Annotated in this window: 11 protein-coding genes; 2 read left to right on the top strand and 9 right to left on the bottom strand. The window is 64.5% G+C overall.

The genetic code is table 11. From position 1 onward, the window contains the following. Positions 1-32 precede the first annotated feature (32 nt). The 5 genes from mazG to IE071_RS01645 all read right to left on the bottom strand — a co-directional run bounded on the left by mazG (position 33) and on the right by IE071_RS01645 (position 4,095). Entirely contained in the window at positions 33-845 is an 813-nt protein-coding gene (gene mazG / locus IE071_RS01665) for a nucleoside triphosphate pyrophosphohydrolase (RefSeq protein WP_189439447.1), read from the bottom strand. Positions 846-965: 120 nt separating this feature from the next. Then, positions 966-1,778: a 3'(2'),5'-bisphosphate nucleotidase CysQ gene (gene cysQ / locus IE071_RS01660; protein WP_189439446.1), complete on the bottom strand. Its 813-nt coding sequence runs from the start codon at positions 1,776-1,778 to the stop codon at positions 966-968. Then, positions 1,775-2,332 (bottom strand): ADP compounds hydrolase NudE, encoded by a 558-nt coding sequence (gene nudE, locus IE071_RS01655; RefSeq protein ID WP_189439445.1) that lies wholly within the window; start codon positions 2,330-2,332, stop codon positions 1,775-1,777. The genes cysQ and nudE overlap by 4 nt, the downstream gene beginning before the upstream one ends. A gap of 185 nt (positions 2,333-2,517) precedes the next feature. After that, entirely contained in the window at positions 2,518-3,294 is a 777-nt protein-coding gene (locus IE071_RS01650) for an inositol monophosphatase family protein (protein ID WP_189439444.1), read from the bottom strand. A gap of 15 nt (positions 3,295-3,309) precedes the next feature. Further along, a complete protein-coding gene (locus IE071_RS01645) occupies positions 3,310-4,095 on the bottom strand; it encodes a type II secretion system protein N (protein ID WP_189439443.1) in 786 nt (261 codons plus the stop codon). 67 nt (positions 4,096-4,162) lie between these two features. Between IE071_RS01645 and IE071_RS01640 the strand changes: the two genes are divergently transcribed. Then, the gene (locus IE071_RS01640; protein ID WP_189439442.1) at positions 4,163-5,527 is read left to right on the top strand and encodes an adenosylmethionine--8-amino-7-oxononanoate transaminase; all 1,365 of its coding nucleotides are present in this window, start codon (positions 4,163-4,165) and stop codon (positions 5,525-5,527) included. A 30-nt stretch (positions 5,528-5,557) separates the two neighbouring features. Then, positions 5,558-6,292: a 16S rRNA (uracil(1498)-N(3))-methyltransferase gene (locus IE071_RS01635; RefSeq protein ID WP_189439441.1), complete on the top strand. Its 735-nt coding sequence runs from the start codon at positions 5,558-5,560 to the stop codon at positions 6,290-6,292. A gap of 23 nt (positions 6,293-6,315) precedes the next feature. On the opposite strand, the gene IE071_RS01630 is transcribed toward IE071_RS01635, so the two are convergent. The 4 genes from IE071_RS01630 to IE071_RS01615 form a co-directional block, all read right to left on the bottom strand. Next, on the bottom strand, positions 6,316-6,843 hold the full coding sequence (locus IE071_RS01630; protein ID WP_189439440.1) for a chemotaxis protein CheW: 528 nt from the start codon (positions 6,841-6,843) through the stop codon (positions 6,316-6,318). After that, positions 6,840-8,588, bottom strand: a complete 1,749-nt coding sequence (locus IE071_RS01625) for a chemotaxis protein CheB (RefSeq protein WP_189439439.1) — start codon at positions 8,586-8,588, stop codon at positions 6,840-6,842. Before IE071_RS01625 ends, IE071_RS01630 begins: the two co-directional genes overlap by 4 nt. Continuing rightward, positions 8,581-14,784 (bottom strand): FimL-related protein, encoded by a 6,204-nt coding sequence (locus tag IE071_RS01620; protein ID WP_189439438.1) that lies wholly within the window; start codon positions 14,782-14,784, stop codon positions 8,581-8,583. Before IE071_RS01620 ends, IE071_RS01625 begins: the two co-directional genes overlap by 8 nt. 102 nt (positions 14,785-14,886) lie before the next feature. Next, positions 14,887-16,920, bottom strand: coding sequence for a methyl-accepting chemotaxis protein (locus tag IE071_RS01615; RefSeq protein WP_189439437.1), 2,034 nt, complete (start codon positions 16,918-16,920; stop codon positions 14,887-14,889).

Genomic DNA, 16,920 nt, shown 5'->3' with positions numbered 1-16,920 from the left:
GCCTGCGCGATGGTCACGACCATCGCGCAGCCTCAGGGTTTGCGCTCGAACGCCTTGGCGCGCTGCCACAGCTGCTCCTGCTCGGCGAGCGTGCGTTCACCGAACGCAACGCCCTCGGCTGCGGCCAGTTGCTCCATCTGCCGGAAGCGTCGTTCGAACTTCGCATTCGCATGCCGCAGCGCCTGCGAAAAATCGACGCCCGCATGGCGTGCCAGATTCGCCGTCACGAACAGCACGTCGCCGATCTCGTCCTGCAGTCGCGCCGGATCGGCACCGTTGGCGAACTCGGCGCGCACCTCCTCCACTTCCTCGACCAGCTTGGCCAGCACCGGCTGCGGATCGGTCCATTCGAAACCGGTGCTGGCCGCACGCTGCTGCAGTTTCAGCGCGCGCTTCCATTCCGGCAGACCGGCCGAGATGCCGTCCAGCGCGCTATCGTCGGCGGACTCACCCTTGCCTGCGCGTTCGGCCGTCTTGATGTCTTCCCACGCACGCTTCTGCTCGTCGAGATCCGCATAACGGACGTCGCCGAACACATGTGGGTGACGGCGCTGCATCTTCGCGCTGATCGCATGGGCGACATCGGCGAAATCAAACAGCCCCTGCTCCTGCGCCATCTGTGCATGGAACACCACCTGCAGCAGCAGGTCCCCCAGTTCATCGCGCAGATCGGACCAATCGCGACGGTCGATCGCGTCGGCCACTTCATAGGCCTCCTCGATCGTGTAGGCCGCGATCGACGCGAAATCCTGCTGCACGTCCCACGGGCAACCCCGCTCGGGATCGCGCAGGCGCGCCATGATCGCAAGCAGGTCGTCGAGGCTGTATCGGGGTGAATCATTCATACCGCGAAAAACTCCATCAGTACCGCGACACCTTCTCCCCCTCGGGCGACCCTTGGGGAGTCCCCTTGCGGGTGAGAAGGCAGGGATGAGGGGCCACTCTCGCGACACACTCCATCGAAATCAGCGCTGCGCCGCCTGCAACCGTGCCGACCAATCGACCGCCATATCGCCGACGGCGATGAATTCGGGATTCAGCAGCGACTCGCCACGGTTGTAGCGGAACGGCTGGCCGGACAGATCCAGCACGGCACCACCGGCCTCGTCCAGCACGCATTGCGCGGCGGCGGTGTCCCATTCGCTGGTGAGGCCAAGGCGTAGATAGACGTCCGCCGCACCGCGTGCGATCAAACAGAATTTCAACGACGAGCCGAGCGGTACCAGTTCGAAATCGCTGCCGATCAACTGCTGCAGCAAGCTGCTCTGCGAACCGCCATGCGAGCGGCTGCCCGCCACCAGCGGCGACTGTCCCAGCGGACGGGTGCGCAGGCGCTGCCAGTCGCCATCGGCCTGCGTCTGCAACCAGGCGCCCTGGCCGCGGGCGGCGATGTAGAGCTCCCCGGTCACCGGCGCCAGCACCACGCCGAGCACGGGCTGGCGCTCATCGATCAGTGCGATATTGACGGTGAATTCGCCATTGCGTTTGACGAACTCGCGGGTGCCGTCGAGCGGATCGACCAGCCAGTAGCGCGACCAGTGCTGGCGCTCGGACCACGGCAATGCCTTCGCCTCTTCCGACAAGATCGGCAGCAACGGATCGAGGCTGCTCAGGCCGGCCAGAATCACCTGCTGGGCGGCCAGATCGGCGGCGGTCAGCGGCGACTCATCGGCCTTGGTCTGCACCGCGAAGTCACTGTGGTAAATCGACAGAATCGCCGCGCCGGCGGCACGTGCGATCTCACCAATCTGTTGGGCAAAGTCGGGGACGGTACTCATGTGCGCTGAAAACGCCCGGCGAGGTATTCGCGGGCCATGAACAGCGCAGCGATCGAGCGCCCTTCGGTCACGTCATCACGACCGAGCAGGGTGTGCAGTTCGGACATCTTCCACGGCACTACCTCGAGCTCTTCCGGCTCATCGCCTTCCAGCCGCTCGGGATACAGATCCTGCGCCAGCACCACGTGCGCCATGTGCGTCATGTACGACGGCGACAGCGACAGGTTGTGCAGGATCTTCAGCTTGTGCGCACCGTAGCCGATCTCTTCCTTCAGTTCGCGCTCGGCGCCCTGCTCGGCGGTCTCGTCCTGATCCAGCCGGCCCTTCGGCAGACCCAGTTCGTAACGCCCCACGCCGCCGCCGTATTCGCGCACCAGCAGCACGGTGTCATCGTCCAGCATCGGCACGATGATCACGGCGCCCAGGCCGCTGCCTTTCAGCCGTTCGTAGGTGCGCCGCACGCCGTTGGAAAACTCCAGATCGACCTGTTCGACCTGCAGGAAGCGGCTGTCGCTGACGTCGCGCGTCGCATGGATGATCGGTAACTTTGGCATCCGCGCATTCTAGGAGCTTGGGCGGCAGAAATGTTCGAGGCGAAAAGCTGGCTGCGTCGGGACAGTTTTTCGATGGGTCGCCGCCCCATAGTGGTTCTATGGGGCAAGAAACGGCGAGAAAATGGACCAAGCAGGCGGCTTTGCAGCCCGGACAGTTTCTGCCGCCCAAGCTCCTGGCGCGTCGCTCAGCGCCGCAGGCGCTGCAGCGCCTGCGCGTGGATCGCCGGCGTGCCGGCCAGCACACTATACGTATCCAGCGTCAACGGCGCGCCGTCGAGGTCAGTGAACATGCCGCCGGCTTCGCGCACGATCACGGCCAGTGCGGCGATGTCGAGGATATTCACGTCCGACTCGATCACCAGATCCAGGCTGCCGCATGCCAGCAGGTGGTAATGGCAGAAATCGCCGTAACCGCGGATGCGGTTGCTGTCGCGGATCAGCGCGCCCAGCGCGTCCCAACGTGCATCGGCGGTGAGCGTCTTGACGTTGCCGATCGAGATCGAGGTCTCGCCGATGGTGCTGGTCGCAGCCACCTGCACGCGTTCGCCATCGAGCCATGCACCGTTGCCGCTGGTGGCCCACATCGTCTCGCCGTAGATCGGCGCACTGGACACGCCGAGCACCAATTCATCGCCATCCATCAGCGCAATCTGGGTCGAGAAGAACGGCGTGCGCCGCACGAAACTCTTGGTGCCATCGAGCGGATCGACCAGCCACAGCAGACCGCCGCGCTCGCCCTGCAGACCGAATTCCTCGCCGTAGATGGACGCCTGCGGCAAGGAGGCCTGCAGGATTTTCCGGATCGCCTGCTCGGCCTCGCGGTCGGCGATGGTCACTGGGGTCGCGTCGGATTTCAGCTCCACCTCGACGCCGCGTCGCCAGTAATGCCGGATTACCTCGGCGGCGGCGGCGGCGGCTTCACGTGCAGCGGTCAGGGCTGCTGCGGTGATATCAGGATTCATGCTGGTCTCGCGTCCTCATTTCGATGGTGGCGCCGGCAAGGTGCCGGCCAGCCCACCGCTACGCTGGATATGCACGCTGCCATCGGCAGCCGATGTTCCCAAACCTGCCAGCCAGCGGCGTAGTGCCGGATCAGTCTGTCGGGGACGCAGCGTCGCGTCCAGTCGCCAGCCGAGCGGGCTCAGCTGCAACTGGCCGCTCACTTGCAACGGTCCGTTTCCGTCGTCTTGTACTTGCGCCTGAATCACGCCGCTCTGCGCTTGCGCCTGCCACTGCAACTCGCCGAGCGCCACGTCGCCGCTGCGCGTGTGCATGACCGCATGCTGCCAGTGCGCCTGCGCCTGCAGTTCCAGCGGCCAACCGCCTTGCAGCAACGCGTGATCGATCGTCAGCTGCAGTTCGCCTCGGGGCTGCCCCAGCGGCGACTTCACGTAGGGATCCAGCGCAGCCAGCTCAGCCCGCAGTTTCACTTCACCCCACGCGACCTGATTGTCGGGTAGTCGTTGCATTGCGCCCGAGAAGGCGAGTTGCGGCCCATCGAAATGCAGGTACAGCTGCAGCTTTCCCAGCAACGCACCTCGCGACAACCGCCATTGCAGCTGCCCCAGCACACGCCCATCGGCGGCCACGACCTGGCCCGCCCGACCATCCCACAGCAGACCCTGCACCTGCTGCAAACGCAGCCCATGCAGTCGCGGCTGCAGCCACGGCATCACCCAGCGCGCCGGCAGAAACCACAGCAGCAAGGCCGCGGCCAGCAGCACCAAGCCGAGACCGATCAGGTGTTTTCGCAAGTATTTCAAACGGCGGTTTCCGGGATGATTCATGCGCGGACTTGAGCGTCCATCGCGCAACGCCGATGATAGCCGGATGAGCAACCCCGCAAGCAGCAACGCCGCACTCGCCACACGCGACCTGAAACACCTGTGGCATCCCTGCACGCAGATGCACGATCACGAAAGCGTACCGATGGTGCCGATCGTGCGCGGCGAAGGCGCCTGGCTGGTCGACGCCGACGGTCGACGCTACCTGGATGGCATAAGTTCGTGGTGGACCAATCTGTTCGGCCACGCCAATCCGCGCATCGCTGCCGCGCTGGCCGAGCAAGCACGCACATTGGAACACGTGATCTTTGCCGGCTTCACCCATGCGCCGGCGATCGAGCTGGCCGAGGAGCTGGTGCGCATCACGCCGCCCGGACTCGATCGCGTGTTCTACGCCGACAACGGCTCGGCGGCGATCGAAGTGGCGCTGAAAATGAGCTTCCATTACTGGCTCAACCAGGGTCATGGCGAGAAGACCCGCTTCATCGCACTTAGCGGCAGCTATCACGGCGAGACGCTGGGCGCGTTGTCGGTGAGCGACGTGGCGCTATACCGCAAGACGTATGCGCCACTGTTGCTGACGCCGTTTCTGGCACCATCGCCGGACACGTATGAAGGCGAGTCGGGCGAGTCATCCGAACAGACAGCCAAACGTCGCCTGGGCGAACTGCGCACCCTGCTCGAACGTCATGCGCATGAAACCTGCGCAGTGATCGTCGAACCGCTGGTGCAATGCGCCGGTGGCATGCGCATGTATCACCCGAGTTATCTGACCGGCCTGCGCTCACTGTGCGACGAGTTCGCGGTGCACTTCATCGCCGACGAGATCGCGGTGGGCTTCGGCCGCACCGGCAGCTTGTTCGCCTGCGAGCAGGCCGACATCACGCCGGATTTCATGTGCCTGTCGAAAGGTCTCACCGGCGGTTTCCTGCCGTTGTCGGCCGTGCTCACCACCACCACCATCTACGAAGCGTTCTACGCCGAATACAGCGCCGGCAAGGCATTCCTGCATTCGCACAGCTACACCGGCAATCCGCTGGCCTGCCGGGTGGCGCTGGAGACGCTGGCGATCTTTCGCGACGAGCCGGTACTGGAACGCAATCGCCAGCTGGCCCTGCATCTGGCTCGACGTCTGGAACCACTGCGTGACCATCCGCACGTGGCCGACGTGCGCCAGACCGGCATGATCGCGGCGATCGAGCTGGTTGCCGACAAGGCCAGCCGGCGCCCGTTTCCGGCAGACGAACGACGCGGCCTGCGCGTGTACCTGCATGGCCTGCAGCACGGCGTGCTGCTGCGTCCGCTCGGCAACGTGGTGTATTTCATGCCGCCTTACGTGGTCACCGCAGCGGAAATCGATCTGCTGGTCGACACCGCGATCGCTGGCATCGAACGCGCCGTGACCCGCTGACCTCACACGACACTGCGGAACACGACCCTCATGCGCACCATTCGTATCCACGCCGACCTGCCGCTCGTGCCAGGCACCGAACTGTCACTCCCGGCGCAAGCCGGCGAGCACGTTGCCCGCGTGCTGCGACTGGTCGCGGGCGATCCGCTGACCCTGTTCAACGGCGACGGCAGCGATTACCCGGCCAGCATCCTCACCGTAGGCAAGCGCGAGGTCACGGTACGGATCGATGCGAGACAGGAACTGCACAACGAGTCGCCGCTGTCGCTGACCCTGGCCCAAGGTGTGGCGCGCGGCGAGAAGATGGATCTGATCGTGCAGAAGGCGACCGAGCTCGGTGTCGCCCGCATCGTGCCGCTGCTGACCGAACGCTCGGAAGTGAAGCTGGACGCCGCGCGTGCAGAAAAACGGCTGGCGCACTGGCGTGCGGTGGCGGCCAGCGCGTGTGAGCAGAGTGGTCGCGCACGCCTGCCCGAGATCACTCCGGCGTTGCCGCTGTCGGCATGGCTGGACAGTCTGGTCGATGATGGCGCGTTACGGTTGGCGCTATTGCCGGAAGCCACGCGCGCATCCCGCGAGCTGCGTTTTTCTGCGGCCGGCGGTGTGCTCGTGGTCGGACCCGAAGGTGGGCTGGGCGAACGCGATATCCGCGCACTGACTGCCGCCAGCTTCGATGGCCTGCGGCTGGGGCCACGTATCTTGCGCACGGAAACGGCCGGACTGGCAGCCTTGGCAGCCTTGCAGGCCTTGCACGGCGACGGTTAGGCCGTCGCCTGCTTCGACTCGCCTCAGTCTTCCGCGTGGGACGATTCGGACAACTCGCCGGATTCCACTGAGCCAGCCAGCTCGGCCGCGTCGAGCAGACCCAGCAATTCGGTTTCGATCCATTCCAGATCGGGAATCATCGCTACGTCATCGCGCACCAGCACATGGGCACGCACGCCCGGCGGCAACGCTGTGCCGTCGTGGGTGGGAATGATCAGCTCGGCATTCAACGTGGTCAGGCGTGGAAAGCCCTGGGTCAGCACGGCGATGAACGGCAGTTTCGGATTGCCACCGAGTGCCTTGAGCACCGCAACGCGCACACTCAGCTCGGCATCGCCTTCCTCGGTACCGGCCAGCTTCGTGAACGACACCAGCGGCACGCGCCAGCCACGCCAGGCGATACGCCCCAGCAGCCAGTCGGGCGCATCGGCCACCGGCTCGGGTTTGCTCTGGGTGACCACTTCGGCGATGGTCGCATTGGGCAACAGCAGACGCAGGTTGCCTACCGGCACCAGGACGCAGCGGATTTCACGCGGCAGCGGATCACTCATGAAAACACCTCGATCAGGTGCGCCGCCAACTCGGACGGCGTACCGGAAAAACTGACCAGTCGTTCGGCGAATATTCCGCTGACCATGTCGGCAAAATGTTCGCCGGACGACGACTCTACCCAGACCTGGCCGCCGCGATCATGGATCGCCTGCGCACCGGCGACGGCATCGTTGCCGCGCCCGGCGAAAATGATCGCCAGCGCATCGCGACCGAAGGCGTTGGCCGCCATGGTCAGACTGGCGTCGATCGACGGCTCCAGTACGGCATCCGAACCCATCGCCTGCAGATCGATGCTGCCGTCGCGGCGCAGCCTGACTTGTTGTCCGGCCGGCACGACAAGCACCTCGCCAACGCCGGCGCGACTGCCCTGCCCGGCTAGGCGCACCGGCAGCGCGCAGTGCGCGGCAAGCTTTTCCACCAGTGCCGCATCTGACTGCTCACCAAGATGCTGCGTGTGCAGAAAAGTCAGGCGCGCGCTTGCCGGCAATGCCGCCAGGAAGGCGCATACCGAATCGGTGCCGCTGATTGCGGCACCCAGCAGCACGATCCGGCTCAATGCCGAACCGAGCTCGTCCAGCATCATCTCGTGATTGTGCACATACGCCTGCGGCGCGATCGCCTCTTCCATCGATACCAGTTCGAGGCTCATCACCGCTTCCATGCCGTGCGCAGCCGGCTCGACATCTGGCGCGAGGAAATCGGCAGCACTGAGTTTCTCGATACCGAACGCGGCGGCATCGGGCTTTTCGACAACCGCCGGTGCAGTTTCGTCGTCCAGCAGTGCCCATGCGGACGGCACATGCACGACCGGCGTGCCATGCGTCAACGCCGGCTCGGCCGCCGCGGCCGGGATCGTGGCGACCGACGCATCGGTCAGTGCCGACAGTTGCAGATGGTCGGTCCGGAATGCGGGTGGTGTCACGCCGGACAGGGTTTCACCGACCGATACCTGATGAACTCCAGCTTGGTGGGCTCCGGTCTCAGAGGTTCCCGCATGTGACGACTCCAGCGCAGCCACGGCAGCCGGCTCGCCGAAATTGCCGTCATGCAGCGGTGGCGCATCTTCTTCACTGAAGTAACGCAGACCAGGGCCGGATTCGTCCTCGTCAGGCGGCAGTTCGCCGGAGGCCAGCAACGCCTCCAGTTCCGCGGCCAGGTTTTCCGACTCCGCCGTGGCAATCTGTTCGTGCTGGCCCGGATCGTCGTGCACCAGAAAGTCGGGTTCCAACTCCGCATCCGGCGCCGGCTCCATTTCCAGCATCGCGGATTCCGCGCTCGGCTCGACTGACACTGCAGTCGGTGCCACAGCCTCGACAAGCGCCGCGGGCACTTCAACCGGCGCGGCCTCCATCACGGCTTCCGGCGGTGTCTCGACCCCGCGGGCATCCTCGGGCCGCGGCGGATCGACATCGCCCGCCGCCAGCACCTTGACCGCCAGATGGCGCGCCCAGCGGGCGCGATCCCAGCCCATCAGCGCACGACTGGCCTGGGCATCATTGAAGACCACCCGCGGCCGATCGCCATCGATCACTTCGTACAGCTGATCGAGCGCATCGTCCGCACTGTCGTCCAGGTTGACCACCAGCACATCGGCGCCTACCTGCTGCAGCAACTCGCGACTGAGGCTGGATACGCCGCCTTCGTGCACGATCCGCGCGCCTCGCTCATGCAGCGCCTCGCGCAATTGACCGCCCAGCTCGGTGTCGTCGAACAGCAGGGCAACCGCCGTGACCGTATCAGTCATGAATCGGCTCCACCGCACGCTGCTCCAGCACTTCGCCGATCTGCACCAGCAGCTCGGCCTCCTGATACGGCTTGCCGAGATAGCGATCCACACCGATGTCGAATGCGCGCTGGCGATGTTTGTCGCCGCTGCGCGAGGTGATCATGATGATCGGGACATTGCGCAGGCGCGGATCGGCCTTCATGTGGGTGGCCAGTTCATAGCCGTCCATGCGCGGCATCTCGATATCGAGCAGCATCAGATCCGGCACACGCTCATGCAGCTTCTCGAGCGCATCAACACCGTCCTTCGCCGTGCTGACTTCGTATTCATGACGCTCCAGCACGCGGCTGGTGACCTTGCGCATGGTGATCGAGTCATCCACCACCATCACCAACGGCCGCACCTGAACTTCTTCGATGATCGGCGCCTGTACTGCGCTGAGACCTTCGGACAGACGCTGGTCGCGACGGATGATGCCGTGCCGGACCAGCGGTGCCAGATCCAGAATGATCAGCACCGAACCGTCACCCATGATCGTCGCACCGAGCAGGCCGGGCACCGAACTGATCTGCGGGCCGACCGACTTGACCACGATCTCGCGCGAACCGAGTACCGCATCGATGCGGATCGCCGCGCGCAGGTCGCCCGCACGGGTCAGCAGCAACGGCTGCTGCTCGCCTTCGGCCGGCAGACCTGGCGGCAGGCCGAGCAACTCGGCCAGATCGTGGATGCCGTATTCCTCGTTGCCGTAGCGGAACGAGGGCTCATCTTCGGCCAGCAACGCGGTCAGGTCATCCGGATTGACCCGCGCCACACCCTGTACCGAGGTCATCGGAATGGCGAAGGTCGCCTCACCGATGCGTACCAGGATCGCCTGGGTCACCGCGAGGGTGAAGGGCAGACGCAGCACGAAGGTGGTGCCCTTGCCTTCGTCCGACTCAATCGACAGCGAACCACCAAGCTGCTTGATCTCGTTTGCCACCACGTCCATGCCGACGCCGCGACCGGCCAGCTGGGTGATCTTGCTGGCAGTGGAGAAGCCTGGCTGGGTAATCAGTGACAGCAACTGATTGTCGGTCGGCCTGGTCTCGGCACGCAGCAGCCCGCGCTCGATACCACGCTTGCGGATCGCCGCGCGATCCAGTCCGCGACCGTCATCGCTGACCCGGATCACCACCTCGGTGGCTTCACGCGCGACCTGGATGTGTACCGAACCCTCGGCCGGCTTGCCGGCCTTGCGGCGTTCCGCCGGAGTTTCGATACCGTGTGCGATCGCGTTGCGCAGCATGTGCTCGAACGGCGCCTTGATGCGGTCGAGCAGGTTGCGATCCATTTCGCCGTGGGCACCATCCACGTAGAGCTGCGCGTTCTTGCTCTGCTCTTGTGCAGCCTGACGCAGGGTGCGACGCAGGTTCGGCACCATCGTGTCGAACGGCAGCATGCGCGTGCGCAGCAAACCATCCTGCAGCTCGGTACTGACTCGCGACTGCTGAATCAGCAGTGTCTCGGCCTGACGGGTCAGCTCGTCCAGCATGTTCTGGATGGACACCAGATCGGATACCGACTCGGCCAGTGCACGCGAGTACTGCTGCAGCTGCGAGTAACGATCGAGCTCGAGCGGATCGAACGTGGTCAGGCCCGCTTCGCGATGCTCGCGCTGGAAGCGCGCGATGATCTGCGCCTCGGTCTCGATCTCCAGCATGCGCAGCTGGCTGCGCAGACGCGCCACGGTCTGCTCGAGTTCCACCAGGTTGAAGCGATAGCCGGCAACCTGCTGCTCCAGTCGCGAACGGTAGATCGCCACTTCGCCGGCATGGTTGACCAGACTGTCGAGCAGATCGGCGCGGACGCGGATCTGTTCCTGCGAGGAGCGTACTTCCTCCTCCATCTCTGGCAACAGTTCGGGCAGATCGAGCGCATCGAACGACACCGGCGTCGCCGGTTGCGCTGCGGCCCGCACCGGAGTGACGGGTGCTGCCGGTGTCGGCATGGCCACCGCGGCCAGCATGTCGTCGTCGGCCAGGGTCGTTGCACCGGCCAGCGCCAGCAGGTGATCGATCGTGGCCTGCGGGTAACCCGGCGTCTGGCCCTGCGATATCTGCTGCACCAGCGAGTGCAACTGGTCGAAGCTCGCTTCCAGCGCGGTGATCAGCGTGCCGGTTCTTGCCGCATCGCGGATCGGTTTTTCCAGCAGGGTCTCGATCGCGTGGGACAGATCGCCCACCGGCACCAGCCCGGCAATTCGCGCGCCACCCTTGAGCGTATGCAGATCACGCTGCAACTCGGCTACGTGCGCCAGTTCAGTCGGCTCGGCATGCCAATGCGCCAGCACACCGTCGGCGTGATCGAGGATCTCGCGTGCCTCGTCGATGAAGACTTCCAGCAAATCGGCATCGATCTGACCGGAGCCGGCCAAGGCATAAGCCGGCTCATGCGCCACCTCCGTGCTGACTTCATCCGCTTCGTCATGGGCAGCCGCATGTTCCACTGCGGTCGGTTCGGCTGCCAGCTTCTCGGCGGCGACCTGTTCCGCTGCAGCATGCTCAGCCGCCAGCTTCTCGGCAGCTGCCTGCTCCGCTGCGGCGTGCTCGGCCGCGAGCTTCTCGGCAGCGGCTTGTTCCGCTGCAGCCTGCTCGGCCGCCAACTTCTCGGCAGCTGCCTGCTCTGCTGCAGCATGCTCGGCCGCCAGCTTCTCCGCGGCTGCCTGTTCCGCTGCGGCGGCCTGCTCGGCTGCCAGCTTCTCCGCAGCTGCCTGTTCTGCTGCAGCGTGCTCGGCCGCCAACTTCTCGGCAGCTGCCTGCTCCGCTGCAGCATGCTCGGCTGCCAATTTCTCCGCAGCCGCCTGTTCCGTTGCAGCCTGCTCGGCCGCGAATTTCTCGGCAGCCGCCTGCTCTGCTGCTGCCTGCTCCGCCGCCACTCGCGCAGCGCTGGCCTCGGCGGGCTCGAATGCGCCCAATGCAGCCACCAATTCGGCGGCTACTTCGGCGTGATGCGCATCGTCCGGATGAATCTCCTGCGTCTGGCCTGCTTCGGTCAACGACGTGGCTGATGCCTCGGCCGCCGGCGCGCCGGTTGCCTTGAGCATGCTGGTATCCAGCGAGGCCGCCATATCCGTTTCGTCGGCGCCGGCATGATCTGCAGCGACCGCCATTTCTGCCGACTCCGTCTCGTCGGCGTGCGGCTCGAACACGACGTGTGCCACCTGCGACTCGGGGTAGCGATCGCGCATGGCAATGATCTGCGCGGTGAGCGCATCCACATTGGGCAATTGCGGCTCGGCGGCGTCGAACTGACCCATCACGTGATCGACCACGTCGACCGACTGGCCAAGCAGACTCACGCCGTCGGACGACAACGGCAGGTTCGCTGCGCGCAGACGCTTGAACAAACCTTCCAGCGGCGACAGCAGTTGTGTCAGCAGCGGAATGTCGACCATCGCGATCGCGCCGTGCAGCGTGTGCACGGCGCGCAGCAATTCTTCGCCGATCGGCAATTCGTTCTTGGTGCGCTGGATGGCGGCGCGAATGGTCTGCAGGTATTGCGCCACTTCACTGCGCAGGATTTCCAGCAACACCGGATCCACCGGCGGCATCACCGGCATCGCGATGACGTGCTCGGCCTCAACCGGCTCGTGCCCGGCAGCGGCAGTGTGTGCATCGGTCACGCCAGCTTCCGGAACACTCTCCGCGGCCACATCGACGCGCGGCACGCGGCGGCGCACGACGCGACGAACCGTTTCCATCCCCGCTGAGGAATGATCTTCCAGGCGCACCTGGTTGCCGGCAGCCAGCTGTTCGGCGGTATGCATGATCGCGCTGAGCGGTGCGTCCGGCGCACCCTCGCCCTTGAGCGCCGCCAACAGTTGTGGCAACGCATCGATCGCATGCCGCACCAGCGCCTGCACGTTCTGGTTCGGCTCGATCGTGTTGTCGAGCACGCGGTTGAGCATGTCCTCCACTTTCCACGCGAATTCGCCCAGCACGCCGGCACCAACCAGTCGTCCCGAACCCTTCAGCGTGTGGAACGAGCGACGGATGTTGATCAGTGAAGGGGTCAGGGTGGGATCGACCAGCCAGACTTTTTCGGCACCACGCAGGTTGTCGATCTCCTCCTGCATCTCTTCCAGGAAGATCTCGCGGATATCGTCGTCGATACCTTCGGCATTGATGTTGAAGCTGGTGTTCGCCGCGAGGGCGTCGCGCACCGGCACCTGTTCAAAGACCTCTTCCTCGATTTCGAGCCAGTCACCATCCGACTGACCCGCATCGTGACCTTCCAGCATTGCCGGTGCGGTCGTTTCGGTCTGCGCCAGCCGCAACCCATCCAGGTCGTGGACGGGTGCGACATGCGGCTCGGCGGCACCCACAAACAGGTGCCCCAGATCATCGCCCGGCAGCAAGCTGACGGACTCGGACAGTTCCGGATGTTCCTCGTGTTCGAACCCGGACGCGGCAGGCGCCGCCGCTGCAGGAACGGCAGCTGCGGTCGCGGACGCCGCACGTACAGATGGCACAGGCCAGTAGCCGAGCAGGCCAAGACTGTGCTCGGCCACGTCCAGGATATGCTCCAGGCCACCGCGATGTTCGCGCGCCGCTTCGAGGTAATACTCCAGTGCCGCCAGCGCGTCGGCCAGATGATCCATCTGCGCACCACTGGGTACGCGCCGATCATCCAGCAGTTCATAACCGATGAAACGCCCCACGCCCTGGGCCAGTTCGGCCGGGCGCGGTGACGACAACATGCGCATGGCACCAGCAACTTCATCCATCAGCGGCGGCGCGCCGACCAGACGATCGTGTTCCCAGCCGGATTCGACGAACGCAACGATCGCATCCTTCACCTTGCCGGTATTGCCAATCGCCTCCTGCATCAAGGTCGTGACGACGCCCAGTGCCTCGCTGCGCGGCAACCCGCGCATGCCGTCGCCAACACTCACCTCATCCTCGGAACCCAGGCTTTCGATGTGATCGTCCAGTGACGCTTCGACGTACAGCAGCGCGCCGGCCACATCGAGCAAGGTGTCTTCGTCCGCCACACGCATGCGATTGGCGATCTCGTCGAGCACCCGCCGTTGTTCGTTGACAACACGACGCGGCACGGTCAGTGCCAGCATGCCCAGCGTATCGCCGACACGCTCGAGCACTTCACCCTGCGCGGCCAGTTGCGCCGGGTCGCCGTCCTGCTGACGCAGGAACAGATCCAAGGCTTCCTTGACGCGCAACAAGTCGTCCTTCAGCGCTCGCGATACCGAATCGAGCAACGCGCGATTGTGCCCGGCCATCGAACCACGGGCATGTTCCAACTCACCGGCATCCGGCAGCAAGCTGTCCAGTGCATAGGTGGTACGCAGCAACTCCATCTGCGGACTGCGCTGCTTGGCCTGGGCCACGATGTACAGCAATTTGCTGGCCACATCATCCGCATCGCCACCACGCAGGCTGCCCTCACCATGCTCGATCAGCTGGCGGATATTGCGGTCGACCTTGCCGACCAACTGGCGTATTTCGCCAGCGTAAGCCTTGAGTGAACCCTGTTCGAGACCCTCCAGCACTCCAGCGGCAATCCACCACAGGCGCCGGCCATGCACGTGATGGCAGCGCGCGGTAATCGCCAGCAAGGTCTTGCGCATGCCGATCAATTGCTGTGACGGGTTCTGGCCGCGGAACCAGCTCAGCAGTTGCTGCTGGAAGCGCAGCCGCAGATCCACCAGTTCGCCACGATGCGCTTCGGCATACGCCTCGCTCATCGCCGCTGGCGCCTGTTCCGGCAGGAACGCGTCAAGATTGGGATGGAACATCGCCGACTCGGTCAGCGGCTCCTGCTCGCGACTGGCACGCAGGTCGTTGAGCAGCGGCAACAGCACGATCGGTACATCACGATGACCGCTGGACAAGCGCTCGAGGTAGTCGGGCAGCTGCATCAGGCCGCGCATCAGCGCGGCATAGGCTTCTTCGCGATAGGTGATGCGATCTTCGAGCAGCGCGATGGCGAGCGCTTCCATCTCTGCGGTGACCATCGCCGCGCCATACAACTCGACCATCTTCAAGGTGCCATGCACCTGATGCAGATGATCCGCGCAGGTGCGCATGAAATCGCGCTTGCCCGGATTGTCGACGTAGGACTCCAGCGCCTCGCGGGCGATCGACAACGTATCGTCGAGCTCCGGCTTGACCCACTGCAGGGTGGTAAAATCGATGTGGTCTTGAAGTCTCATGCGCCTCTCTCAGCGGTTGCACAACGCAAGCATCCTGCAACCAGCGAGACTGCCCCCCGTCAAATGCTTTTCTCAATCGGGCTGACATCAGCCCGGCCGATATCAACCCGGTAGTTTGAAATGCGCCACCGAGCGCCGCAGATCACTCGCCAGTTGCGCCAAGGTACCGATCGAGTCGGCCGTCTGGCTCGCACCCTGCGAGGTCTGCGAGGTAATTTCCTGAATCGCGTTCATCGAATGCGAAATGTCGGTCGCCGCCGCGGACTGCTGACGCGCCGCCGTGGAGATGCTCTGAATCAGCGACGACAGATCGTGCGAGACGCGCTCGATGTCGCCCAGTGCGCTGCCGGCGTCCTCCGCCTTGCGTGCACCAGCCACCACCTCGGCGGTGGTCTGTTCCATCGAGTTCACCGCCTCGTTGGTATCGGACTGAATCGTCTGCACCAGCGTCTCGATACGCTTGGTCGCGCTGGTCGAACGTTCGGCCAGTCGCTGCACTTCGTCCGCCACCACCGCGAAACCGCGGCCGGCCTCACCGGCCGAAGCCGCCTGGATCGCCGCATTGAGCGCGAGGATGTTGGTCTGCTCGGCAATGTCGTTGATCAGTTCCACGATCGAGCCGATCTCTTGCGAGGATTCGCCCAGGCGCTTGATGCGCTTGGAGGTCTCCTGGATCTGATCGCGGATCGAGTCCATCCCCGAGATCGTCTCGCGCACCACTTCGGCGCCGTGCGAGGCGATCTTCACCGAGCGCTCGGCCACGTCGGCCGATTCGGCGGAGTCCTTCGACACGATATCCATCGAGCTCACGATCTGGTTGATCGCCGAGGTCGCCGAACTGATCTGCTGTGCCTGTTGTTCCGCCGCGTTCGCCAGATGGCGGGCAGTGGTCTGGGTTTCCTGAGCCGACGACGACACCTGCTCGGAGGTTTCGTTGATGGTGGTTACCAGTGATCGCAGCTCGTCGATGGCGTAGTTCACCGAGTCAGCGATCGCGCCGGTGATGTCCTCGGACACCGTGGTCTTGACCGTCAGGTCACCTTCGGCGAGCGAGCCCATCTCGTCCAGCAGGCGCATGATCGCCTCCTGGTTGCGCTGGTTCAGCTCGGTACTGCTGGCGAAACGCTTGCGCTGTTCGGTAACCAGGGTAACGACCAGCATCAGTGCGAAGGCCACCGCGGCGATTGCGCCGAGCAGACCCCACCACACGTTCGGGAACAGTCGGCGCAACGGCAGCTTGCCGATCTGCTCGGACAGGTCGTTCGCGCGCAACAGCACGGTCTGCGAATCCAAAGACGCTTGGTTACCTGCGTGTTTCACGTCGGCGATGTTGCCGGCGGCAGCAACCAGCTTGGCGACCGGGTCGGCCAGCTTGGTCCAGTTGGCATCCATGTCGGTGAGGATCTTGCGCGCATTCGCGTCGCCGATCGGCTTCACGCCGCTATCGGCATTGCCCTCGATCAGACCCTTCAGCACGCTGCCATACAGCTGCGCATCGCGGGACAGGCCATCGGCCGCCGACTGCGCGGAATCGCCACCCTGCAGCACTTCCTGCACACGACGGATGATTCGGTCAGCGGACAACATCTGGCGCGAGGTGCCAAGCATCTGATCGGCGCTGGCGTTGCGCTGCTGCAGAATGTTGACCACCTGCTCCATGCTCGAGTTGAGCAACGGCATCTGCTGGGACAAGGTGTCGGCACGCTGGCCGGAATCGAGAACCACGGCCTTGTTGGAGAGAATCTTGCCGATGTCTCCGTCCAGCTGTTTCCAGGAGTCGTTCAGGGCGCTCACCGCACGACCCGCAAGGGACGCGTTGTTGTCGGCATAGGCTTGCATGCCCGTAGCCGAGTCACCCTTGTTCAGTCGCTGGACTGCCGAATCGATGGAGTTACGGGTGGATTCGAGCTCCTTGAACGAATCGACGTTGCCACCGGCCGATTCCAGTGCGAACTTCGCCGTCTGTTGTGACAGCACCTGGATCTGCGTGGTCAACGCGATCGCCTGGCGATCCTCATCGTTCTTGACGGTGAGCCGCCAGAAATCGAAACCCGCCAACGCAATCGCAATCAGCAGCAGGACAATGAGTGCGGTGGTGAAACCGCGTTCCTTGCTGACGCCCCCTGTAGTGCTCAT

The sequence above is a fragment of the Rhodanobacter panaciterrae genome (assembly GCF_014651895.1).
Classification (GTDB): Bacteria; Pseudomonadota; Gammaproteobacteria; order Xanthomonadales; family Rhodanobacteraceae; genus Rhodanobacter; species Rhodanobacter panaciterrae.
The sequence above is the reverse complement of the archived record's forward strand: the minus strand, read 5'-3'. Positions and strand labels throughout refer to the sequence as shown.